This is a genomic window from Massilia antarctica (assembly GCF_015689335.1).
GTDB lineage: Bacteria > Pseudomonadota > Gammaproteobacteria > Burkholderiales > Burkholderiaceae_D > Telluria_A > Telluria_A antarctica.
The window spans coordinates 955,853-975,660 of record NZ_CP065053.1 but is presented as its reverse complement, the minus strand read 5'-3'; the positions used below and the strand labels follow the sequence as shown (position 1 = coordinate 975,660).

The window sequence follows — 19,808 nt, the reverse complement described above, 5'->3', positions numbered from 1 at the left end:
CGGCGACGGGCCGACGTTTACCGTAAACCTGCCACATGCTTACTCCCGCCGACCCGCCCAACTACATCGAAGCCTTGAAGGCATTGCTGCGCGCGCGCGGGGACTGGATCGTGGGGCTGGAAGCGCAACTCACCACGCGCGCTGCCGAGATCGTACATCTCAAGCTCACCACCGCCAAGCTGCGGCGCATGCAGTTCCGCCGCAAGTCCGAGAAACTCGACCACCAGATCGAATAGCTCGAGCTGCAACTGGCAGATCTGTCAGCCGATGACGGCGAGGCTGCCAGGGAAATGCCGGCGCCGGGCCGCGCCGCGCGCAAGTGGACGGTACGCAAACCCCTGCCGGACCATCTGCCGCGCGATGAGAAAGTCTACCTGCCGGATGCGGCTGCGCGTCCTGCCTGCGGTGGCGGCCTGCGCCACTTGGGCGGAGACGCGGCTGAACAGCTGGAATATGTGTCGGCCGGTGTCCGCCGAGCCGGCCGATCGAGCGCGGTATCGCTGCCCCCGGTCTGCTGGCCCATATCCTGGTGGCGAAATTCGCCGACCACTTGCCGCTCTACCGGCAGTCGGTCATCTACGCGCGTGACGGCGTCGAGCTTGATCGCGCATTGCTGGCGAGCTTGGTTGGTGCGGCTTGCGTCCATTGGTCGAGGCGATCCGCCGCCTTGTCCTTGCAGCGGCCAAGCTGCATGCCGACGACACGCCGATTCCTATCCTGGCGCCGGGTAATAGAAAAATCAAAACCGCGCATCTGTGGACCTACGTGCGCGATGACCGGGCCAACGGGGACACGACGCCGGCCGCTGTCTGGCTTACCTACACGCCGGACCGCAAAGGCATCCATCCGCAAACGCACCTGGCCGACTTCAGCGGGGTGCTGCAGGCAGACGCCTATGCCGGCTTTAATACACTCTATGCGGACGGCACGATTCAGGAGGCCGCCTGCTGGGCTCACGCACGTCGCAAATTCTACGACTTGCATGTGGCACGACCATCACCATTGACGGACGAGGCCTTGCGCCGGATTGGCGAACCGTACTCGATCGAAGCCAATATCCGCGGCAAGCCGCCGCATGAACGGCAACTGGCCCGGCCGGCCAAGTCCAGGCCGCTTATCGACGCGCTCGAGCGCTGGCTGCGCGCCTCGCTGGAAAAACTCTCGCGCAAGTCCGATACCTCGGCGGCTATTCAATACGCACTCAATCTCTGGCCGGCTCTGGTGCGCTACTGCGATGACGGCGTGATCGAGATCGACAACTCGGCTGCCGAACGCGCCTTGCGCGGTGTCGCCGTCGGTCGGCGCAACTACCTGTTCGCCGGAGCCGGCAGCGGCGGCGAGCGAGCGGCCGCTATGTACTCAATGATCGGGACGGCCAAACTAAACGGGATTGACCTGGAAGCCTGGTTGCGCCATGTGCTAGCCCACATCGCCGACCACCCCGTCAACCGTGTCGACGAGTCCCTGCCCCGGCATTGCGCCAGACAGCGGGCATCTGCCTGACCACACGCCGCTTCCCAGCGAACGCTATCATCAAATAACTCGACGCCCGACTCAAGACGGCGCTGAGCCGAATCTCACGTTCAGCCGCACGCCATCGGATCCGTATCGCTTGCCGCGCCACTTTTGACAGGCGAAACGCGGCGGAGCGGCCCTACGCATTACGTTTGCGGCAATACAAAAAGTTGTCAATGACAAAACGCGGCACGCGGAGATGACAATATTCGTCAACCCTGCCAGCCGAACCGCGAACCTCCCCCCAACTTGCCTGTTTAACGCCAAAATTGAGCTCAATTCCGCTGGCACGGCATTTGCTAATACCTAAGTACCGTTCAGTAGTTCCGAAAAATCCCCCACTAGGAGTAGTAAAAATGAAATCGATGAAAATGATGAAAAAAGCACAAGCCGGTTTTACCTTGATCGAACTGATGATCGTCGTTGCAATTATCGGTATCTTGGCTGCTGTGGCATTGCCTGCATATCAGGACTATGTTGCTAAATCGCAAGTTGCTGCTGGCTTGGCTGAAATCACCCCAGGTAAAGTACAAGTAGAAACCAAAATGGCTGAAGGCACCGCTGTTGCTCTTGCTACCGACGTCGGCCTCCAATTGTCGACCAAGCGCTGCTCCAAAATCGATGCAATCGTTGCTACGACGGGCGCTGGTTCCATCGAGTGCACGCTCCAAGGCAATGCAGACGTCACGGGCGCAGTCATTAAGTGGTCGCGTACTGCTGCCGGCGTTTGGGCGTGCACCTCGACCTTGGTCGCTCCTAAAGACAAGTTCGTACCAAAAGAATGCAAATAATCTAGTCTAGTACTGATTAGTATGACATGCCCCCAAGCGGTCTTAGGGGGCATGTTGAGTTTCAATAACGCTTCGTCAACCGCTTCGGCTTTTCGGCAGTGACGCCGATCGCAGCAGCCCAGTCGCACCGTCTTCCAGAATCACAACGAGCTATCGTGCTTCAAGCTAGGTGCGACACGCTGCGTGGTGCCTCGATACTTCCCGTTCATTCATTCGTTCCCAAAATTAGTAACGTTGCTATCCTGTCAGCGATAGTTCCCGTCTCTCAACTGCAACCAATTGCACCATGATGCCATTCGATCGTCCTATCGCAGCTCGTCAACTCGCAGGTTTTACGCTGATTGAGCTAATGATTGTCGTTGCCATCATCGGCATCTTGGCGGCGGTTGCCATGCCCCTCTACCAGGACTACGTGGCCAAGTCCAAAGTGTCCGCGGCGATCGAGGAATCAGCGGGAGCGCGTACCGGTATCGATACCGAAGTCCTCAACACGCCCGACCTGGACGCCGGGGCAACCATGCTCGCCACCAAACTTCAGGCTGAGTCGATCAACTGCACGCTCAGCACCACGGCCGCCGTCGCCGGGGCAACCAGCGTAAGCTGCCTGATCAAGGGCGGCCCTGCCAGTGTCAGCGGCAAAAAAATCAGCTGGTCGCGTGCCACCACTGGCGCCTGGACCTGTACTGCCGCCGGTGTCGACCCCAAGCACACGAGCGCTTCTTGCCCTCCGTAATGTGACGAGCTGGCGCCCTCAAACCATGTAAGTCATCCCTCATGCCGGGCCGCGCCACATAAGTTCCTCGTTCGGCGCCCCAGCACAAGCTACATCAAGGTCTCTCATCCAAAGCTGAACTCCCTGCGCCTGGCGCGGGTCGAACCAATACGCCTGTCGAGATCTGTTTTCGGCCGGTCGCTTTCCCTGAGCAAGTTCTCGCTCAAACGCAATCCTTTGTTTCACTGCCGGTGCTCCCGGTCGCCCATGGCGCCGGCCGCGCCGTATCTCAATGCATGCAACCTCATTGGAGCAGCAACATGAAATCAACCAAGTTGGTCCACCATCTGCCGCAACGCGGCTTTACCCTCATCGAGCTGCCACGCTGCCGTCGTCGCCTGGGGCCACACGAACCGGCCCCGCTTAATGCGTTTGGCCAGCAGGCACAAGCCATCGCCGGTCCACCACAGCACTTTGATTATGTCGCCGCGACGCCCTCGAAACACGAACACATGGCCGCTGTATGGGTCTTCGGTCAGCGCCGTCTCCACCCGTGCAGCCAACCCATTCATGCCAGAGCGCATGTCGGTGATGCCTGCGGCCAACCAGATCCGGGTACAAGCGGGAAGGCCGATCATGCGCGCAGGCTTTGCACAATCATGCGAAGCAATGCGGCATCGGTGCCGGTGCCGACGCGCACGATGGCATCAGCGATGACGACCTCGATCACGCGCGCCGACGAGATAGCGCCTGGACGTACTGCCTGTACGGGCGTGCGTTGCACCACAACTGGCAATAGCTTCATCGAATCGGGTGCAGATGCTGCGAAAGGCCGGCGCGCAGGTCGCGACGCCATTTGAACAACATGTTCGCATTGACGCCGTGCTCCTGAGCCAGCTTCGATACCGATATGCCAGGTTCACAGGCCGCTACCGCGAGCTGTCGTTTGAACTCAGCGGGATAATTCGGACGTCCCTTACGATTACCCGACTCCATTGCAGTGTCTACAATAGTTCCCATCAAGAAAGTAACGGGAATTATTTTGCCAGCGAGTATTCGCTATGTATAGACGGTGCTGGGACGACGCTTACGAATCAGCGACAGCAGGCACGACAAGCTGAGGCCAAACCGCTGATCGAGAACCGCAGCATTAGCTGCATGGCACGCGTGAGAAGCTCTCGCGCAAGTCCGATACGTCGGCGGCGATCCTGTGCGCCCTCAATCTGTGGCCCGCGCTGGGACGCTACTGCGGCGATGGCCGGATCGAGATTGACAACTCCGCAGCAGAACGCGCTCTGCGTGGCGTTGCCATCGGTCGCCGCAACTACCTGTTTGCTGGCGCCGACACGGGCGGCGAACGGGCTGCCGCCATCTACTCGCTGATCGGGATGGCCAAGCTGAACGGTGTCGACCCCGGAGCCTGATTGCGCCATGTGCTAGCCCCACATCGCCGACCATCCCGTCAACCGCCTTGACGAGTTCCTGCCCTGGCATTGCGCCGGGCAGCTGGCACCTGCCTGACAATACGCCGCTACCCAGCGGTATAACGCTATCATAAGGCACCTCGACGCCCGGCTCACGACGGCGCTGAGCCGACGCTCACGTTCAGCCACCACCATCGGCTCCATATCGCTTGCCCCGCCACTGTTCACAGGCGAAACGAGGCGGAGCAGCCCAGTGCATCGCGTTCGAGGCGATACAAAAGTTGTCAATGACAAAACGCGACACGCGGAGGTGGCAATATTCGTCAACCCTGACAGCCAAACCGTGAACCTTCTCCCCAACTTGCCTGTTTAACGCCAAAATCGAGCTCAATTCCGCTGGCACGGCATTTGCTAATACCTAAGTACGGTTCAGTAGTTCCGAAAAATCCCCCACTAGGAGTAGTAAAAATGAAATCGATGAAAATGATGAAAAAAGCACAAGCCGGTTTTACCTTGATCGAACTGATGATCGTCGTTGCAATTATCGGTATCTTGGCTGCTGTGGCATTGCCTGCATATCAGGACTATGTTGCTAAATCGCAAGTTGCTGCTGGCCTGGCTGAAATCACCCCAGGTAAAGTACAAGTAGAAACCAAAATGGCTGAAGGCACCGCTGTTGCTCTTGCTACCGACGTCGGCCTCCAATTGTCGACTAAGCGCTGCTCCAAAATCGATGCAATCGTTGCTACGACGGGCGCTGGTTCCATCGAGTGCACGCTCCAAGGCAATGCAGACGTCACGGGCGCAGTCATTAAGTGGTCGCGTACTGCTGCTGGCGTTTGGGCGTGCACCTCGACCTTGGTCGCTCCTAAAGACAAGTTCGTACCAAAAGAATGCAAATAATCTAGTCTAGTACTGATTAGTATGACATGCCCCCGAGCGGTCTTAGGGGGCATGTTGAGTTTCAATAACGCTTCGTCAACCGCTTCGGCTTTTCGGCAGTGACGCCGATCGCAGCAGCCCAGTCGCACCGTCTTCCAGAATCACAACGAGCTATCGTGCTTCAAGCTAGGTGCGACACGCTCCGTGGTGCCTCGATACTTCCCGTTCATTCATTCGTTCCCAAAATTAGTAACGTTGCTATCCTGTCAACGATAGTTCCCGTCTCTCAACTGCAACCAATTGCACCATGATGCCATTCGATCGTCCTATCGCAGCTCGTCAACTCGCAGGTTTTACGCTGATTGAGCTACTGATTGTCGTTGCCATCATCGGCGTCTTGGCGGCGGTTGCCATGCCCCTCTACCAGGACTACGTGGCCAAGTCCAAAGTGTCCGCGGCGATCGAGGAATCAGCGGGAGCGCGTACCGGTATCGATACCGAAGTCCTCAACACGCCCGACCTGGACGCCGGGGCAACCATGCTCGCCACCAAACTTCAGGCTGAGTCGATCAACTGCACGCTCAGCACCACGGCCGCCGTCGCCGGGGCAACCAGCGTAAGCTGCCTGATCAAGGGTGGCCCTGCCAGTGTCACTGGCAAAAAAATCAGCTGGTCGCGTACCGGCACTGGCGCCTGGACCTGTACTGCCGCCGGTGTCGACCCCAAGCACACGAGCGCTTCTTGCCCTCCGTAATGTGACGAGCTGGCGCCCTCAAACCATGTAAGTCATCCCTCATGCCGGGCCGCGCCACATAAGTTCCTCGTTCGGCGCCCCAGCACAAGCTACATCAAGGTCTCTCATCCAAAGCTGAACTCCCTGCGCCTGGCGCGGGTCGAACCAATACGCCTGTCGAGATCTGTTTTCGGCCGGTCGCTTTCCCTGAGCAAGTTCTCGCTCAAACGCAATCCTTTGTTTCACTGCCGGTGCTCCCGGTCGCCCATGGCGCCGGCCGCGCCGTATCTCAATGTATAGTGGATCCACATTTTGAGACAGTGGCCACGGGGTAGTTTAAGCTATCGTCCTTGAAAGGATGACAGCAAATGGGTGAAGCAAAAAAGCGCAAGGTACACACGGCCGAGTTTAAGGCGAAGGTCGGCCTGGAGGCGGTTCGCGGGGTCAAGACAATCAGCGAGATCGCGCAGTCATACGCCGTGCATCCGCAACTGGTCGGGCAGTGGAAGAAGGAAATTCTTGAGTCCGCAGGGGCGCTGTTCGAGGGTAAGCGCGGGCCCAAGCCGGCCGAGGACAAGGGCGACGAAGAGCGGCTGTATGGCGAGATCGGGCGGCTGAAGATGGAAGTCGATTGGCTCAAAAAAAAGTTGGGGGTGTGAGCCAGGAAGCCAGGATGAACTGGATCGACGGCGCCGAGGAACTGCCTCTGAGCCGACAGTGCGAGCTGGCCGAAGTGCCGCGCGCGACGGTGTACCGGCGACTGACTGCCAAGGTGCCGGAAGATGCTGGTGCCGAGGACTTGCTGTTGTGCCGGCTGATCGACGAGCAATACACGAACCGGCCGTTCTACGGCAGCCGGCGCATGGTGGTGTTCCTGCGCGCGGCGGGCCACGTCGTCAACCGCAAGCGCGTGCAGCGACTGATGCGCCGCATGGGGCTGGCCGGGATGGCGCCGGGGCCGAACACGAGCAAGGCTCATCCAGAGCACAAGGTGTATCCGTATCTGTTGCGGGGCGTGCCGGTGACGCGGCCCAACCACGTGTGGTCGACAGATATCACCTACATCCGGTTGGCGCGGGGATTCGCCTACCTGGTGGCGGTAATCGATTGGTACAGCCGCAAGGTCCTGTCCTGGCGGCTCAGCAACAGCATGGATGCGTCGTTCTGTGTGGACTGCCTGGAGGACGCCCTACGCGAGCATGGCAAGCCCGAGGTGTTCAACAGCGATCAGGGTTCGCAGTTCACGAGCAAGGCGTTCACGGACGTGCTCAAGCGCGAACGGGTGGACATCAGCATGGACGGGAGAGGGCGGGCCCTGGACAACATCTTCGTCGAGCGCCTGTGGCGCAACGTGAAGTACGAGGACGTGTACCTGAAGGGCTACGCCAACATGGCCGAGCTGATGGTGGGATTGGCCCAGTACTTCGCGTTCTACAACGCGGAGCGTCCTCACCAGTCCCTTGGCTACGAGACGCCCGCCAGCGTCTATCGCAGCGGGACCGGCGGCGGAGCGCTGATCGTCGACAAGTATGGCGACGCCGAGGCGGTCGTTGAGGGAACGGTGTGCGGGTAGAAAGCCCTGCCGGGGGCGGCCACTGGAGGATGATGCCCTCCAGCGGCATGATTAGAGAATCACGGGGCAGCGCCGACCAGCTGCAGCGGTGGAAACGGACACAGCTTAAACTTGCTGAATAATTGTCTTGACCGATGGGTCCACTTTAATGCATGCAACCTCATTGGAGCAGCAACATGAAATCAATCAAGTTGGTCCACCATCTGCCGCAACGCGGCTTCACCCTGATCGAGCTGATGATCGTCGTCGCCATTCTCGCCATCCTCGCGGCCATTGCCCTGCCGATGTACCAGGACTATGTGGCCAAGGCGAAGGTGGGCGCGGCCATCGCGGAAGCGGCAGGCGGCAAAGTCGGCATCGATACCGAAATCATCGCCACCCCCACCATGGACCTCAAAACAACCATGGCGGCTACCCGTTTCGGCGATCCGGAAACACCCAACTGCACGCTCAGCGTGACTGCCGCCGACAATGGCAAGGCCGATATCATCTGCAGCATCAAGGGCGGTCCAGCCCCGGTGGCGGGCAAAAAAGTCATCTGGTCGCGTAGCGACGTCGGCCGCTGGACGTGCAAGGTGGACGGCATCAAGGCCGAACACACGAGCGCTACCTGTCCGGTCAAGGCCTAGCGATTGTTACGGCGCGCGGCCCGACAGCGTCGGACCTCCCCGCGCCGCCGTCAGTCGTCAATCGCGGCATGCCAGTCGCCCGACTTGCCGCCCTGTTTTTCCAGCACCCGCACGTTGGTCATGACCATGCCGCGGTCGACCGCCTTGCACATGTCGTAAATCGTCAGCAGGCCGATCTGGACCGCAGTGAGCGCTTCCATTTCGACCCCCGTCTTGCCGACCGTTTCCACCTGGGCGCGGCAATGCACCTTGCTGGCGGCCTGGTCGACCTCGAAATCGACCGCGACCCGGGTAATGGCCAGCGGATGGCACAGCGGCACCAGCTCGCTGGTTTTCTTGGCGCCCATGATGGCGGCGATGCGCGCGATGCCGAGCACGTCGCCCTTTTTCGCGCTGCCCGACACCACCAGCGCCATTGTTTCCGGTTTCATGCGGATGGTGCCCGCGGCCACCGCGATGCGGTGGGTATCGCTTTTGTTGGCGACGTCGACCATATGGGCCTGGCCGGTAGCGTCGAAGTGGGTAAGCTGGTCGTTCTGGGAGGTTGTCATCGGGGCGTAAGAGGGCGAAAGAGGGTAATTAGGATTACAAAATGCGTCAGGCTGCGCGTGCTGCTGCGAGGTGGCCGCGGTTGCGGTTATCATAGCACCGTGAAATCGACAACCGCTCCAGCCACCATGAGCCTGCCGCGCCGTCTCAAGGCGCGCTTGCTGCTATCGATCGCCCTGATGTCGGCGCTGGGGGGGCTGGCGCATCCGGCCGGCGCCCAGGCCAATCTGAACACAACCAGCCTGCCGACCCTGGGCGACACCGCGCGCGAAGATCTGTCTCCCGTGCTCGAACGGCGGCTGGGCGAAGAAATCATGCGCGATATTAAACGCGACCACGATTTCCTCGACGACGATCCGATTCTCGAATACCTCAACGAATTCGGCAGCGGCCTGGTCGCTTCGTATCCCGGGGCGCGCGGCGAGACCAACGCCGATTTCTATTTTTTCGCCGTGCGCGATCCCATGCTGAACGCGTTCGCGTTGCCTGGCGGCTTCATTGCCGTGCACTCGGCGCTGCTGCTGGCGGCCCAGTCCGAGTCCGAACTGGCCTCGGTCATGTCGCACGAAATCGGCCACGTTGCACAGCGTCACATTGCGCGCATGCTGGGCCAGCAAAAGCAGGATGCCCTCATTCCGCTGGCGGCGATGATCTTGGCCGCGCTCGCCTCCAAGGGCGGCGCGGATGCCGCGATCGGCGTCTTCATGGGCGGGCAGGGCTTGCAGATCCAGCGCCAGCTCAATTTCAGCCGCGACGCCGAGCGCGAGGCCGACCGCATCGGTTTCCAGATCATGGCCGCGGGCGGTTACGACACCTCCGGCATGGTGGCCTTTTTCGGGCGCATGCAGGCGGCCAGCCGGGTCTACAGCGACCTGATGCCGGCCTACCTGCGCAGCCACCCGCTCACGTCCGAGCGCATTGCCGACATCCAGGCGCGCATCCGCGAAACGCCGTACCGCCAGCGCGTCGACAGCCTCGAGTTTCACCTGGTGCGTGCGCGCGCCCGCGTGCTGCAGGATGAAAGCACGCAGGGAAGAGTGGAAGCGGCCGCGTTTTTCGACGCGCAGCTGACCCAGCAAAGCCGCCAGCAGCAGGCCGGCGCGCAGTATGGCCTGGCCTTCCTGGCGCTCAAAAAAGGCGAACTGGCCAAGGCCCAGGGCTGGCTCGACAAGGCACGCGGCACCATGCGTCCGGCCGAAGGCGCCGTGTTTTCAACGGGACAAGCCAGTTCCGACGGCGCCGCCATGTTCGCCAGCATGGCGCTGGAAATCAAGCTCGCTCCCGGCCAGCCGGAACTGGTCAAGCAGCAGGCGCTCAAGGATGCCGATCTGGCGCACCTGCGTTATCCGCTCTCGCGCGGCATTGCCCGCCAGTATGCCGATGCGATGATCGTCAACGGCAAGCTCGACGAGGCTGCCCGCTTCCTGCGCGACCAGGTGCAGCTGTACCGCGAAGAACCGAAATTGCATGAATTGCTGGCCAAGACCTACGCGGCGCAAGGCAAGATCGCCTTGCAGCACCTGGCCCTGGCCGAATCGTATGCGCTCAGCGGCGGCATGCTGGCCGCGCTCGACCAGCTCACCATCGCGCGCAAGGCCAGCGACGCCTCGTTCTACGACATGGCTGTGATCGATGCGCGCGAACGCGAATTGCAGGCACGCCGGCGTGAAGAGTTAAAGGAAGCGAAGAAGTAAGGGGATACCGGCCAATGTCGAGCGCTGCGGGTCTCAAGCGAAACGCTGCGCGGCTTCCGAATTCGCGCCGCGGGCAGGATGTCGCGTTCGGCTTCAGCCAGACTGTCCTTGGGTGGGCGCCGCATCGCGGCCAAAGATGGCTGGCAGAGTGGGCGCGTTGACGCTGTGCTCGATCCATCGATGCAGTTCCGCTTCCGGGGCCTGGTCAATACGTTTCATGACCAATTCCGGCACGTCGCCGAACTTGATACGCAACAGGCTTCCCAGCACTCCGCGCAATGCTACTATTTGTCCTTCAGCCTTGCCTTCAGCCTTGCCTTCAGCCTTTCCTTTCGCCATGCCTTCGGCGCTGCCTTTTTGAAAGCCGATCTCCTCGAACTCCTCGGCCCAAATGTCAAGTTTCCCCTTCATGTCGGCACCCTCCTCCACATTGCCAACCACTAACAATGCCTGTTCGCTGGCTCCGCGCGCCAGCAGAGCGCTGATCCACACCTGAACCGACCGCCGCAGGTTGGCCTGGGGCGCGGCTGCAAACCACGTCGTCAGGGCAGGCATGACTTCATATAAGACATCGGGAGCGGCCGAAAGTTCAAGCCGGAACAGTAGCGCCAGCAAGCTGGCATTCGCTTCCAGCGCCGTCTTGTCCAGGCGCTGCTGGTCGATCAGCACGTAGCGCTGGGATGGCTGCAAGGCCGCCAGCTCGGCGGGCGCTTGCATGAGCAGTCCGGCCAGCTCCAGGCTGGCGCTCCAGTTCGGCACACCGTTGTAGAACACCAGCGGCAGCACCGGCGGCAACAGCAAGCCCGGCGACAGTTGGTGGCCCTTGACCAGGTCCTGGTACAGTAAACCGATGTAGGTCTGCATGCGCAGCGCCATCCAGCGGTCCACGCCGGACTGGCATTCGAGCAGGATGTACACGTAAAGGAACTCGTCGCCCAACCGCACGCGCCAGACGATATCGTCCTGGCGTGCCGACAAATGATCGCTCACATACGCCGGATTGACCCGCTCAAAGGCCGATAGCGCAACGTCATTGAGCAGGGTGAAGGAAGTGAAATCCGTGACCAGTTCGCGCACCAGTTCAGGGTGGGCGAACAGCAAACGGTATCCGAGATCGTGAGTGGCAGGCATGGCGCATTGTAGCGAGCGTCCTTGCGCAGCCTTTGCGCTGCCTCAGGTGTGCGCGGCACCCTGCAAGGTGGTCGACCGATGCGTCGTCACGCCCGGTGGCGGCGGGGCCGCTGGTGCGTATATCGATGCCATCACCTTAGGGCGCCGGCATCCTGACAAAGTGCAACTGCGCCGCCACCTGCTCGCGCGCAATCCTCTCGACCGGTGCCGCCCGGCCCTTGTAACCCAGTGTCAGTATGTCCGCTCCGCCTTCCAGCCAGCCCATCAGCGCCTCATCGGATGCGCTGTTGCCGTCGATCTCCAGTGCCGTCATCAGTTGCGCCACGTCGCGGTCATCGAGCTGCGCGATCTTGCCCGCCGACGATACGATCAGTTCGCCACTCTCCGTCATCCACGCCCGCTCGACCGTATCGACCGCCTCGCCCGTGTGCAGCACCAGCCCTTGCGTGGGATCGGTGCGCGCAATAAACGGCGTCGCTTCCAGGTTCACGAACACGCGCTGCGGCCCGTTCTGGAAATACCAACAGCCGCGCTCGTCGGCCATGTAGTTGCGGTTGATGAAGCCGAGCAGCGCCGTTTGCACCACCTTGGCGCCGGGCAGGTTCAGATGCTGGGCCCGTTCGTCGCGCATGCGCCAGGCGCCGCGCGCATCGAGTGCCAGCCAGCCGTAGCAATGCGGCACATCCGGCCATTTGGCCATCGCTTTTTTAACAATATCATCCATGGGCGGCAGCTTCGCATAGTTCGTCCGCGCCTGGCGCGCGCGTCGCTTGGAAAGTCGCTTGCGCCGCGTCGAAAAAACCCAGAATGCGGCGCGGCAGCCAGTCCAGCCGTCCCGGCGGATTGCCGGCCGCAAAACCTACGTGCCCGCCATGTTCCGGATACTCCAGGGTCACCGCGCGCGAGGCCGTCTTCGGCAAATATATCCCCGGCAAGAACGGATCGTTGCGCGCATTGAGCACCAGGGTCGATACGGTGATGTCGCCCAGCACATGCCTGGCGCTGGCGCGGTGCCAGTAATCGTCGGTATCGCGGTAGCCGTGCAGCGGCGCGGTGACCACGTTATCGAAGGCATACAAATCGCGCGCGGCCATGAGCGAATCGCGGTCGAACAGCCCCGGAAACTGCGCCAGCTTGGCCAGGCACTTGGGCTTGAGTGTCTTGAGGAACATGCGCGTGTACACCATGTTCAGCCCCGAGGAGAGCGACTCGCCTCCGCGCGCCAGGTCGAGCGGTGCCGATACCGCCACCGCCGCATCGACAATCCCGGCCTGGCGTTGCGATTCGCCCAGCCAGCGCAGCAGCGCATTGCCGCCCAGCGAGACGCCGGCCGCGTACAGCTTGCCTTCCGTGCGGGCACGCAAGCGCCGCACGATCCAGTCGATTTCGCCAGCGTCGCCCGAATGGTAGAAACGCGGCGCCCGGTTCGGTTCGCCCGAGCAGCCGCGAAAGTGGGGCACCGCGCCCGACCAGCCGCGCACGGCCACGGCCGCCATCAAGGCGCGCGCGTAGTGGCTGGCGGACGACCCTTCCAGCCCGTGAAACAGCACCACCAAGGGTTTGCCCGGTTCGCCATCGACGAAATCGACGTCGACGAAGTCGCCGTCCGGCGCCTCCCAGCGTTCACGCCGGTACGCCACCGCCGGGCGCGCGATGGCCACGGCCGGATACATGGTTTGCAGATGTCCGCCGGGCAGCCACAGGGGCGATTTATAAGGCAACGGCAACGGCATCGGCGGTTGACATCAGTGCAGGCTTGAGGTGGAATGCTCGTGCGCCGGCGCCACGCCGGGCGCGACCGACACATGGTGCAGCACGATGCGCCAGCCCTGCGGCGTCTTGATGTAGACATTGGTGGCCAGCAGATGGGCCGGCTCGCCGGCGGTCGAGGTCACGCCTTCGATGACGGTGTGCACCGAACTCATCAAATTATGCGTCTCGTGCAGTTGCGACGGCCGGATCTGCAGGCCGCCCCGCTCCAGGATCGCTTCCCACGACGCCTGGATCGCCGCATGCCCGAGCAGGCGCGGCCCGCCCGGGTGAATGCACACGATTTCCTCATCGTCGGCCCACAGCAGCATCAGCGCCTCGACATCGGCACGGTTGAGCGCTTCATAGAACGCGGCTTCGACCTCGGCCGCGCTACCGTTGAGTTGTTTGCGTCGTTTCATGCGGCCTCGGCAATGTGTGGGGGAGGGGGCCGGGCAAGACCGGGATGCTTAGTGGTGCGCCATCACGGTGCCGGGCTTCAAGCGGTATTCGGTGCCGCAGTACGGACACTTGGCCAGGCCGTCGTGGCCGAAATCGAGGAAGACGCGCGGATGCGACGACCACAGCGGCATCGCCGGATTCGGGCAATGGGCTGGCAAGTCTTTGTCGCCAAGTTCTACCGCTGGCGTTTTCGTGGCGTTCATGGATTCTCCGTCAGGCATGCAAAACCTCGATTTTAGCGGATTCGGGCAATTAGCCGAAATGATCGGTAAAATACCCTTACCGAATTACGGCCGCGCTCGCTAATTTCCCTATGAAAACAGGCGTTCCGGCGCTCACCCTGATTGCGCTTCATGCCAGACCGCATTGTTTCATTTGTACACCTTGCCAGATCTTGTTGTGGCAAGAAAACCACATGAATGACCTGACTCCGCCCCCGGCCGCGCTGCGTCCTGACGACGAAGACCAGGCCATCTGGCGCGAAGCGTTCAAGACCGGCCTGCCGACCCTGTTCGGCATCGGCGCATGGGGTTTGGTGGTGGGCATTGCGATGGTCAAGAGCGGCCTGACGGTGGCGCAAGCGCTGGGCATGACCCTGATCGTCTTCGGCGGCTCGGCCCAACTGGCCTCGCTGCCCCTGATCGCGGCCAATGCGCCTATCTGGGTGGTATTCGCCACCGCCCTGGTGGTCAACCTGCGTTTCGTCATCTTTTCCGCCTTGCTGGCCCCCCATTTTGCCCACCTGCCGTGGCAAAAGCGCTTTTTGCTCGGCTACACGGCGGGCGACCTGACCGTGGCGTTGTTCCTGCAGCGTTTCCCCAGCGAAGAACCGGCCCACGGCAAGGTGTCTTACCTCAAGGGCTTGCTGTATCCCAACTGGGTTTCGTGGCAGGTCGGCTCCATCGCCGGCGTGTTGTTAGGCAGTACGGTCCCCACCGAGTGGGGCCTGGGCTTTGCCGGCAGCCTGGCCATTCTTTGCATTATGATTCCCCTGACCATCAACCGGGCCGCCCTGTGCGGCGTGCTGGTGGCCGCTGCCACCGCCGTGCTGGCCTATGAATTGCCGTACAAACTGGGCTTGCTGGCGGCCGTCCTGCTCGGCATGCTGACCGCCATGGCGGTCCAGGAAGTGAACGAAAAACGCACCCGGAAACGCCTCGCCGCCAAGGGAGAGCCCCATGTCTGACCTCGACATCTGGATCACCATCGTGGCCCTGGCCTTTGCCACCGCCGCCACGCGCAGCTCGTTCTGGCTGATCGGCCACCACATTACCATCCCCAAGCGGGTCCAGGAAATGCTGCGTTTCGCGCCGGCCTGCGCCTTGGCGGCCATCATCGCGCCCGACTTGTTGCTGGACAACGTAGGCCAGGTGCAACTGGGCCTGGGCAACTTCAAGCTGATCGCCGGCCTGGCCGCGACCGGCTATTACCTGCTGCGAAGAAATATGCTTGAAACCATCATTTTCGGCATGCTGTTCTTTACCGTCTTGCGTATCTGTTTACAGTAGGGTTTTCGGGCTGGGCTTGCGGTAAAATAGCGTTCTTTCATCATTTGACTCGTGGATCGCCAATGCACGCTGTTCTGAACTTCACCCGTTTGCAAGACTTGATCGACCAACACGCCCTGCAAGGCAAGCGCGTGTTCATCCGCGCCGACCTCAACGTGCCGCAAGATGACACTGGCAAGATCACCGAAGACACCCGCATCCGCGCCTCCGTGCCAGCGATTGCCGCCGCCCTCAAGGCGGGCGCCGCCGTCATGGTCACCTCGCACCTGGGCCGTCCGACCGAAGGCGAATTCAAGCCGGAAGACAGCCTGGCGCCGGTCGCCGCGCGCCTGGCCGAACTGCTGGGCCAGCCTGTTGAACTCAAGCAAAACTGGGTCGATGGGGTGGGTTTGGAATCCTTGGCGCCGGGCCAGGTCGTGCTGCTGGAAAACTGCCGAATCAACAAGGGCGAAAAGAAGAATGACGACGCGCTGGCCCAGAAGATGGCCAAGCTGTGCGATATCTATGTGAACGATGCCTTCGGCACCGCCCACCGCGCCGAAGCGACCACCCACGGCATCGCGAAATTCGCCCAAGTGGTGTGCGCCGGCCCGCTGCTGGCCGCCGAACTCGATGCCCTGGGCAAGGCGCTGGGCGCCCCCAACCGTCCGCTGCTGGCCATCGTGGCCGGTTCCAAGGTCTCCTCCAAGCTGTCGATCCTCAAAGCCTTGGCCGACAAAGTCGACAAGCTGATCGTCGGCGGGGGTATCGCCAACACCTTCATGAAAGCGGTCGGCCTGAACATCGGCAAGTCGCTCGCCGAAGCCGATCTGGTCGCGGAAGCGAAAGCCATCATCGACATGATGGCCGCGCGCGGCGCCCAGGTGCCGATTCCCGTGGACGTGGTGTGCGCCAAGGAATTTTCGCCAACGGCGGCGGCCACCGTCAAGGATGTGACGGATGTGGCGGATGACGACATGATTCTCGACATCGGCCCGAAAACGGCCGCCATGCTGGCCGAACAGATCGCCAAGGCCGGCACCATCGTCTGGAACGGCCCGGTCGGCGTGTTTGAATTCGACCAGTTCGGCGAAGGGACCAAAACCCTGGCGCTGGCCATCGCGGACTCCAACGCGTTTTCCATCGCCGGCGGCGGCGACACCTTGGCCGCGATTGCAAAGTACGCGATCAGCGATAAAATCGGTTATATCTCCACGGGCGGCGGCGCCTTCCTTGAGTTCCTCGAAGGAAAAACCCTGCCGGCAGTTGAAATCCTGTTACAACGCAGTTCCCAGTAAGCCCATAGCGCAGCCTTCCCGGCTGCGCTTTCACTTCAAGGACACTCTATGTTTCGTGGTACCAAGATCGTCGCAACGATTGGCCCGGCTTCGACCGATTTCGATATTCTCGTCCGCATGATCGAAGCGGGTGTCGATGTCGTCCGGCTGAATTTTTCGCACGGCAAGGCGCAGGACCACATCGACCGCGCCAACCTGGTGCGGCGCGCCGCCGCCCAGTGCGGGCGTGAAGTGGCGATCATGGCGGACATGCAGGGTCCCAAGATTCGTGTAGGTAAATTTGAACAGGGTAAGATTTTCCTGGAAAACGGCGAAAAGTTCATCCTCGACGCCAGGTGGGGCGATAACGGCGAACTGGGCAACCAGGAAAGAGTCGGCCTCGACTATAAAGCCTTGCCGCGCGACGTGCGTCCCGGCGACAAGCTTCTCCTCAACGATGGCTTGATCGTGTTGGTGGTCGAGCGCATCCTCGGCCACGAAATTTTCACCGTGGTCAAAGTCGGCGGCGAACTGTCCAACAACAAGGGCATCAACCGCCAGGGCGGCGGCCTGACCGCGCCGGCCCTGACCGCCAAGGACATGGAAGACATCAAGACGGCCATGAGTTTCCAGGCCGACTATCTCGCTATTTCCTTCCCGAAAAGCGCGACCGACATGGAAATGGCGCGCCAGCTGGCCAATATCGCCGGCGAACCCTTCCACCACAAGCCGATGATGATCGCCAAGATCGAACGGGCCGAAGCGATTCCCGTGCTGCAGGAAATCCTCGACGCTTCCGACGGCATCATGGTCGCCCGTGGCGACCTGGCCGTGGAAGTGGGCAACGCCGCCGTGCCGGCGCTGCAAAAACGCATGATCCGCATGGCGCGCGAATCGAACAAGCTGGCCATTACCGCCACCCAGATGATGGAATCGATGATCGTCAACGCCGTGCCGACCCGCGCCGAAGTGTCCGACGTCGCCAACGCCGTGCTGGACGGCACCGATGCGGTGATGACCTCGGCTGAAACCGCCTCCGGCCGCTACCCGATCGAAACGGTCGAAATGATGGCCGCGATCTGCCTGGAAGCCGAGCAGTCCGAGTACAACAAGCTCGACGCCGACTTCCTCAACGTCACGTTTACCCGCATCGACCAGTCGATCGCTTACGGCGCCCTGTTCACCGCCCACCATTTGCGCGTGAAAGCCATCGTGGCCCTGACCGAGTCCGGTTCGACCGCCTTGTGGATGAGCCGTCACAGTATCGACACGCCGATCTACGCCCTCACGCCGAGTACCACCACGCACCGCAAGGCTTCGCTGTACCGCAATGTGCGCGCCTACAACCTGATGCAGGAAGGCGATAGCAGTGCTGTGCTGAAACAGGCGGAGGACTTGATGGTCGCCAAGGGAATCGTCAAAAAGGGTGACATGATCGTCGTTACCTGGGGCGAGCCGATGGGGCAGGTCGGCGGCACCAACGCACTGAAGATCGTGCGCGTCGGCGAGTTTGGTTAATTGATCGCCGCGCCCCTCGTGGGCGCGGCATGCATTGAATATGCGGCCCCGGCTGAATCACAGCCCCCGCCGCCGTTGCCCACCAGCGTTGCGCGCTATCCGCGCGGTCTGCGCTCCCGTGGCAGCACACCGGTTTCTATTGTTTGGAGTATTACCATGTCCCTCGTATCCATGCGTCAACTGCTGGACCATGCCGCCGAAAACGGTTATGGCCTGCCTGCGTTTAACGTCAACAACCTCGAACAGGTGCAGGCCATCATGGCTGCCGCCGATGCGGTCGGTTCCCCGGTCATCATGCAAGCGTCCGCGGGCGCGCGCAAGTATGCCGGCGAAGCTTTCCTGCGCCACCTGATCGATGCCGCTGTCGAAGCGTATCCGCACATTCCGGTCGTCATGCACCAGGATCACGGCCAGTCGCCGGCGGTCTGCATGACCGCGATCCGCTCCGGCTTCACCTCGGTGATGATGGACGGTTCGCTCGAAGCCGACGGCAAGAGCGTCGCTTCCTACGAGTACAACGTCGATGTCTCGCGTGAAGTCGTCAAATTCGCGCACTCGATCGGCGTGACCGTCGAAGCCGAACTGGGCGTGCTCGGTTCGCTCGAAACCATGAAGGGCGACAAGGAAGACGGCCATGGCGCCGACGGCCTGATGACCCGCGAACAGTTGCTCACCGACGTGGCGCAGGCGGCCGACTTCGTGCAGCGCACCCAGTGCGACGCGCTGGCGATCGCCATCGGTACCTCGCACGGCGCCTACAAGTTCACGCGCAAGCCGACCGGCGATATCCTCGCCATCGACCGCATCAAGGAAATCCACGCGCGCATCCCGAATACCCACCTGGTGATGCACGGTTCCTCGTCGGTGCCGCAGGAACTGCTGGCCATCATCCGCGAATTCGGCGGCGACATGAAGGAAACCTACGGCGTGCCGATCGAAGAAATCCAGGAAGGCATCCGTCATGGCGTTCGCAAGATCAACATCGACACCGACATCCGCCTGGCGATGACCGCGGCCGTGCGCAAGTACATGTTCGAGAACCCATCCAAGTTCGATCCGCGCGACTTCCTGAAACCGGCGCGCGAAGCGGCGACCGAGATTTGCAAGGCGCGCTTCCTGGCGTTCGGCTGCGAAGGCCAGGCCGCCAAGATCAAGGTCATCACCATGGACAAGATGGCCGAGCGTTACAAAAAGGGTGAACTGGCCCAGATCGTGAAGTAAACTGCAGGTCGAGCACACGTAGCACCCACACGCGCCCTCGGGCGCGTGTGTTTTTACCACTGTCATTTTTGCTGTTTTTTTTACCATCTTTCATCATGTACACAGGCAGCTGCCTTTGCGGCGCGGTCCGCTACGAAATCCACGGCGACGTCGATCGCACCAGCCTGTGCTGGTGCACCATGTGCCAGAAGCAGCACGGCGCCGCCTGCGGCCCCTATGCGAACGTCGCCTCCGCCGCCCTGCGCATCGTCGCCGGTGCGGAGTCGATCACGCGCTACGCCTCGTCACCCGGGGTCGAACGCGCCTTCTGCGGCGTGTGCGGCGCCAACCTGACCTGGCAGATGGCGGACCACAGCGACCGTATCGCCGTCACCCTGGGCACCTTCGACACGCCCTACGAAGGCCGGGTGGCGCATGAATTGCACACTGAAAGCAAGCCGGGCTGGCTGCCCTAACCACCT

General features: G+C 61.6%; 22 protein-coding genes and 3 pseudogenes. 16 read left to right on the top strand and 9 right to left on the bottom strand.

Translation table 11 applies throughout. The features are described 5' to 3' along the window. Positions 1 to 35 precede the first annotated feature (35 nt). From tnpC to IV454_RS04415, 3 genes and pseudogenes are all read left to right on the top strand, one after another. Positions 36 to 1,503: pseudogene (tnpC, locus tag IV454_RS04425) on the top strand (IS66 family transposase). A 368-nt stretch (positions 1,504 to 1,871) separates the two neighbouring features. Then, positions 1,872 to 2,306 (top strand): pilin, encoded by a 435-nt coding sequence (locus IV454_RS04420; RefSeq protein ID WP_282961401.1) that lies wholly within the window; start codon positions 1,872 to 1,874, stop codon positions 2,304 to 2,306. A 286-nt stretch (positions 2,307 to 2,592) separates the two neighbouring features. After that, positions 2,593 to 3,039, top strand: coding sequence for a pilin (locus IV454_RS04415; protein ID WP_282961402.1), 447 nt, complete (start codon positions 2,593 to 2,595; stop codon positions 3,037 to 3,039). Between the two features lie 305 nt (positions 3,040 to 3,344). On the opposite strand, the gene tnpB is transcribed toward IV454_RS04415, so the two are convergent. Genes tnpB through IV454_RS04400 form a run of 3 tightly spaced genes read right to left on the bottom strand, consistent with a single transcriptional unit; the run spans position 3,345 to position 4,014 of the window. After that, complete coding sequence (gene tnpB, locus IV454_RS04410) at positions 3,345 to 3,656, bottom strand: IS66 family insertion sequence element accessory protein TnpB (RefSeq protein WP_206090485.1); 312 nt, start codon at positions 3,654 to 3,656, stop codon at positions 3,345 to 3,347. After that, positions 3,653 to 3,823: a hypothetical protein gene (locus IV454_RS04405; protein WP_206090484.1), complete on the bottom strand. Its 171-nt coding sequence runs from the start codon at positions 3,821 to 3,823 to the stop codon at positions 3,653 to 3,655. Before IV454_RS04405 ends, tnpB begins: the two co-directional genes overlap by 4 nt. Further along, complete coding sequence (locus IV454_RS04400; RefSeq protein WP_229522062.1) at positions 3,820 to 4,014, bottom strand: transposase; 195 nt, start codon at positions 4,012 to 4,014, stop codon at positions 3,820 to 3,822. Before IV454_RS04400 ends, IV454_RS04405 begins: the two co-directional genes overlap by 4 nt. 96 nt (positions 4,015 to 4,110) lie before the next feature. Here IV454_RS04400 and IV454_RS04395 point away from each other — a divergent pair. The 6 genes and pseudogenes from IV454_RS04395 to IV454_RS04375 form a co-directional block, all read left to right on the top strand. After that, positions 4,111 to 4,539: pseudogene (locus IV454_RS04395) on the top strand (IS66 family transposase); the annotation flags it as partial. Positions 4,540 to 4,910: 371 nt separating this feature from the next. Then, a complete protein-coding gene (locus tag IV454_RS04390; RefSeq protein WP_282961401.1) occupies positions 4,911 to 5,345 on the top strand; it encodes a pilin in 435 nt (144 codons plus the stop codon). 289 nt (positions 5,346 to 5,634) lie between these two features. Then, positions 5,635 to 5,776: pseudogene (locus IV454_RS33660) on the top strand (pilin); the annotation flags it as partial. Next, the gene (locus IV454_RS04385; RefSeq protein ID WP_229522296.1) at positions 5,758 to 6,078 is read left to right on the top strand and encodes a pilin; all 321 of its coding nucleotides are present in this window, start codon (positions 5,758 to 5,760) and stop codon (positions 6,076 to 6,078) included. The pseudogene IV454_RS33660 and the gene IV454_RS04385, both read left to right, overlap by 19 nt. Positions 6,079 to 6,425: 347 nt before the next feature. Next, a protein-coding gene (locus IV454_RS04380; protein WP_206088614.1) for an IS3 family transposase occupies positions 6,426 to 7,630 on the top strand; the annotation gives its coding sequence in 2 pieces (ribosomal slippage) (positions 6,426 to 6,711 and positions 6,711 to 7,630; 1,206 coding nt in all). A gap of 176 nt (positions 7,631 to 7,806) precedes the next feature. Then, positions 7,807 to 8,259, top strand: coding sequence for a pilin (locus IV454_RS04375; protein WP_206090482.1), 453 nt, complete (start codon positions 7,807 to 7,809; stop codon positions 8,257 to 8,259). A 50-nt stretch (positions 8,260 to 8,309) separates the two neighbouring features. Here IV454_RS04375 and moaC read toward each other — a convergent pair whose 3' ends face one another. Further along, positions 8,310 to 8,810: a cyclic pyranopterin monophosphate synthase MoaC gene (gene moaC / locus IV454_RS04370; protein ID WP_206090481.1), complete on the bottom strand. Its 501-nt coding sequence runs from the start codon at positions 8,808 to 8,810 to the stop codon at positions 8,310 to 8,312. A gap of 126 nt (positions 8,811 to 8,936) precedes the next feature. On the opposite strand from moaC, the gene IV454_RS04365 reads away from it, so the two are divergent. Beyond that, entirely contained in the window at positions 8,937 to 10,502 is a 1,566-nt protein-coding gene (locus tag IV454_RS04365; RefSeq protein ID WP_206092546.1) for a M48 family metalloprotease, read from the top strand. 93 nt (positions 10,503 to 10,595) lie between these two features. Here IV454_RS04365 and IV454_RS04360 read toward each other — a convergent pair whose 3' ends face one another. The 5 genes from IV454_RS04360 to IV454_RS04340 form a co-directional block, all read right to left on the bottom strand. Next, positions 10,596 to 11,633: an Rpn family recombination-promoting nuclease/putative transposase gene (locus IV454_RS04360; protein ID WP_206090480.1), complete on the bottom strand. Its 1,038-nt coding sequence runs from the start codon at positions 11,631 to 11,633 to the stop codon at positions 10,596 to 10,598. Between the two features lie 136 nt (positions 11,634 to 11,769). Next, complete coding sequence (locus IV454_RS04355) at positions 11,770 to 12,357, bottom strand: DUF2946 family protein (protein WP_206090479.1); 588 nt, start codon at positions 12,355 to 12,357, stop codon at positions 11,770 to 11,772. After that, positions 12,350 to 13,366: a YheT family hydrolase gene (locus tag IV454_RS04350; protein WP_370663769.1), complete on the bottom strand. Its 1,017-nt coding sequence runs from the start codon at positions 13,364 to 13,366 to the stop codon at positions 12,350 to 12,352. Before IV454_RS04350 ends, IV454_RS04355 begins: the two co-directional genes overlap by 8 nt. Positions 13,367 to 13,378: 12 nt before the next feature. Continuing rightward, the gene (locus IV454_RS04345) at positions 13,379 to 13,804 is read right to left on the bottom strand and encodes a YybH family protein (RefSeq protein WP_054268275.1); all 426 of its coding nucleotides are present in this window, start codon (positions 13,802 to 13,804) and stop codon (positions 13,379 to 13,381) included. Between the two features lie 48 nt (positions 13,805 to 13,852). Next, the gene (locus IV454_RS04340; RefSeq protein ID WP_054268276.1) at positions 13,853 to 14,047 is read right to left on the bottom strand and encodes a zinc-finger domain-containing protein; all 195 of its coding nucleotides are present in this window, start codon (positions 14,045 to 14,047) and stop codon (positions 13,853 to 13,855) included. A gap of 212 nt (positions 14,048 to 14,259) precedes the next feature. Here IV454_RS04340 and IV454_RS04335 point away from each other — a divergent pair, with 212 nt between their 5' ends. The 6 genes from IV454_RS04335 to IV454_RS04310 all read left to right on the top strand — a co-directional run bounded on the left by IV454_RS04335 (position 14,260) and on the right by IV454_RS04310 (position 19,802). Further along, positions 14,260 to 15,030: an AzlC family ABC transporter permease gene (locus IV454_RS04335; RefSeq protein WP_206090477.1), complete on the top strand. Its 771-nt coding sequence runs from the start codon at positions 14,260 to 14,262 to the stop codon at positions 15,028 to 15,030. Then, entirely contained in the window at positions 15,023 to 15,352 is a 330-nt protein-coding gene (locus IV454_RS04330) for an AzlD domain-containing protein (protein WP_206090476.1), read from the top strand. Before IV454_RS04335 ends, IV454_RS04330 begins: the two co-directional genes overlap by 8 nt. 62 nt (positions 15,353 to 15,414) lie before the next feature. Then, positions 15,415 to 16,629: a phosphoglycerate kinase gene (locus IV454_RS04325; RefSeq protein ID WP_206090475.1), complete on the top strand. Its 1,215-nt coding sequence runs from the start codon at positions 15,415 to 15,417 to the stop codon at positions 16,627 to 16,629. Positions 16,630 to 16,677: 48 nt separating this feature from the next. Then, positions 16,678 to 18,126 (top strand): pyruvate kinase, encoded by a 1,449-nt coding sequence (gene pyk, locus IV454_RS04320; RefSeq protein WP_054268280.1) that lies wholly within the window; start codon positions 16,678 to 16,680, stop codon positions 18,124 to 18,126. Positions 18,127 to 18,282: 156 nt separating this feature from the next. Next, positions 18,283 to 19,347: a class II fructose-bisphosphate aldolase gene (gene fba / locus IV454_RS04315; protein ID WP_206090474.1), complete on the top strand. Its 1,065-nt coding sequence runs from the start codon at positions 18,283 to 18,285 to the stop codon at positions 19,345 to 19,347. Between the two features lie 95 nt (positions 19,348 to 19,442). Then, complete coding sequence (locus tag IV454_RS04310; RefSeq protein ID WP_206090473.1) at positions 19,443 to 19,802, top strand: GFA family protein; 360 nt, start codon at positions 19,443 to 19,445, stop codon at positions 19,800 to 19,802. The last annotated feature ends 6 nt before the right edge of the window (positions 19,803 to 19,808 follow it).

Excerpts from the sequence above, each read along its gene's own strand:
- IV454_RS04420 (WP_282961401.1), top strand. The coding sequence starts at position 1,872 with ATGAAATCGATGAAAATGATGAAAAAAGCACAAGCCGGTTTTACCTTG.
- IV454_RS04415 (WP_282961402.1), top strand. The coding sequence starts at position 2,593 with ATGATGCCATTCGATCGTCCTATCGCAGCTCGTCAACTCGCAGGTTTT.
- tnpB (WP_206090485.1), bottom strand. The coding sequence starts at position 3,656 with ATGATCGGCCTTCCCGCTTGTACCCGGATCTGGTTGGCCGCAGGCATC.
- IV454_RS04405 (WP_206090484.1), bottom strand. The coding sequence starts at position 3,823 with ATGAAGCTATTGCCAGTTGTGGTGCAACGCACGCCCGTACAGGCAGTA.
- IV454_RS04400 (WP_229522062.1), bottom strand. The coding sequence starts at position 4,014 with ATGGAGTCGGGTAATCGTAAGGGACGTCCGAATTATCCCGCTGAGTTC.
- IV454_RS04390 (WP_282961401.1), top strand. The coding sequence starts at position 4,911 with ATGAAATCGATGAAAATGATGAAAAAAGCACAAGCCGGTTTTACCTTG.
- IV454_RS04375 (WP_206090482.1), top strand. The coding sequence starts at position 7,807 with ATGAAATCAATCAAGTTGGTCCACCATCTGCCGCAACGCGGCTTCACC.
- moaC (WP_206090481.1), bottom strand. The coding sequence starts at position 8,810 with ATGACAACCTCCCAGAACGACCAGCTTACCCACTTCGACGCTACCGGC.
- IV454_RS04365 (WP_206092546.1), top strand. The coding sequence starts at position 8,937 with ATGAGCCTGCCGCGCCGTCTCAAGGCGCGCTTGCTGCTATCGATCGCC.
- IV454_RS04360 (WP_206090480.1), bottom strand. The coding sequence starts at position 11,633 with ATGCCTGCCACTCACGATCTCGGATACCGTTTGCTGTTCGCCCACCCT.
- IV454_RS04355 (WP_206090479.1), bottom strand. The coding sequence starts at position 12,357 with ATGGATGATATTGTTAAAAAAGCGATGGCCAAATGGCCGGATGTGCCG.
- IV454_RS04350 (WP_370663769.1), bottom strand. The coding sequence starts at position 13,366 with ATGCCGTTGCCGTTGCCTTATAAATCGCCCCTGTGGCTGCCCGGCGGA.
- IV454_RS04345 (WP_054268275.1), bottom strand. The coding sequence starts at position 13,804 with ATGAAACGACGCAAACAACTCAACGGTAGCGCGGCCGAGGTCGAAGCC.
- IV454_RS04340 (WP_054268276.1), bottom strand. The coding sequence starts at position 14,047 with ATGAACGCCACGAAAACGCCAGCGGTAGAACTTGGCGACAAAGACTTG.
- IV454_RS04335 (WP_206090477.1), top strand. The coding sequence starts at position 14,260 with ATGAATGACCTGACTCCGCCCCCGGCCGCGCTGCGTCCTGACGACGAA.
- IV454_RS04330 (WP_206090476.1), top strand. The coding sequence starts at position 15,023 with ATGTCTGACCTCGACATCTGGATCACCATCGTGGCCCTGGCCTTTGCC.
- IV454_RS04325 (WP_206090475.1), top strand. The coding sequence starts at position 15,415 with ATGCACGCTGTTCTGAACTTCACCCGTTTGCAAGACTTGATCGACCAA.
- pyk (WP_054268280.1), top strand. The coding sequence starts at position 16,678 with ATGTTTCGTGGTACCAAGATCGTCGCAACGATTGGCCCGGCTTCGACC.
- fba (WP_206090474.1), top strand. The coding sequence starts at position 18,283 with ATGTCCCTCGTATCCATGCGTCAACTGCTGGACCATGCCGCCGAAAAC.
- IV454_RS04310 (WP_206090473.1), top strand. The coding sequence starts at position 19,443 with ATGTACACAGGCAGCTGCCTTTGCGGCGCGGTCCGCTACGAAATCCAC.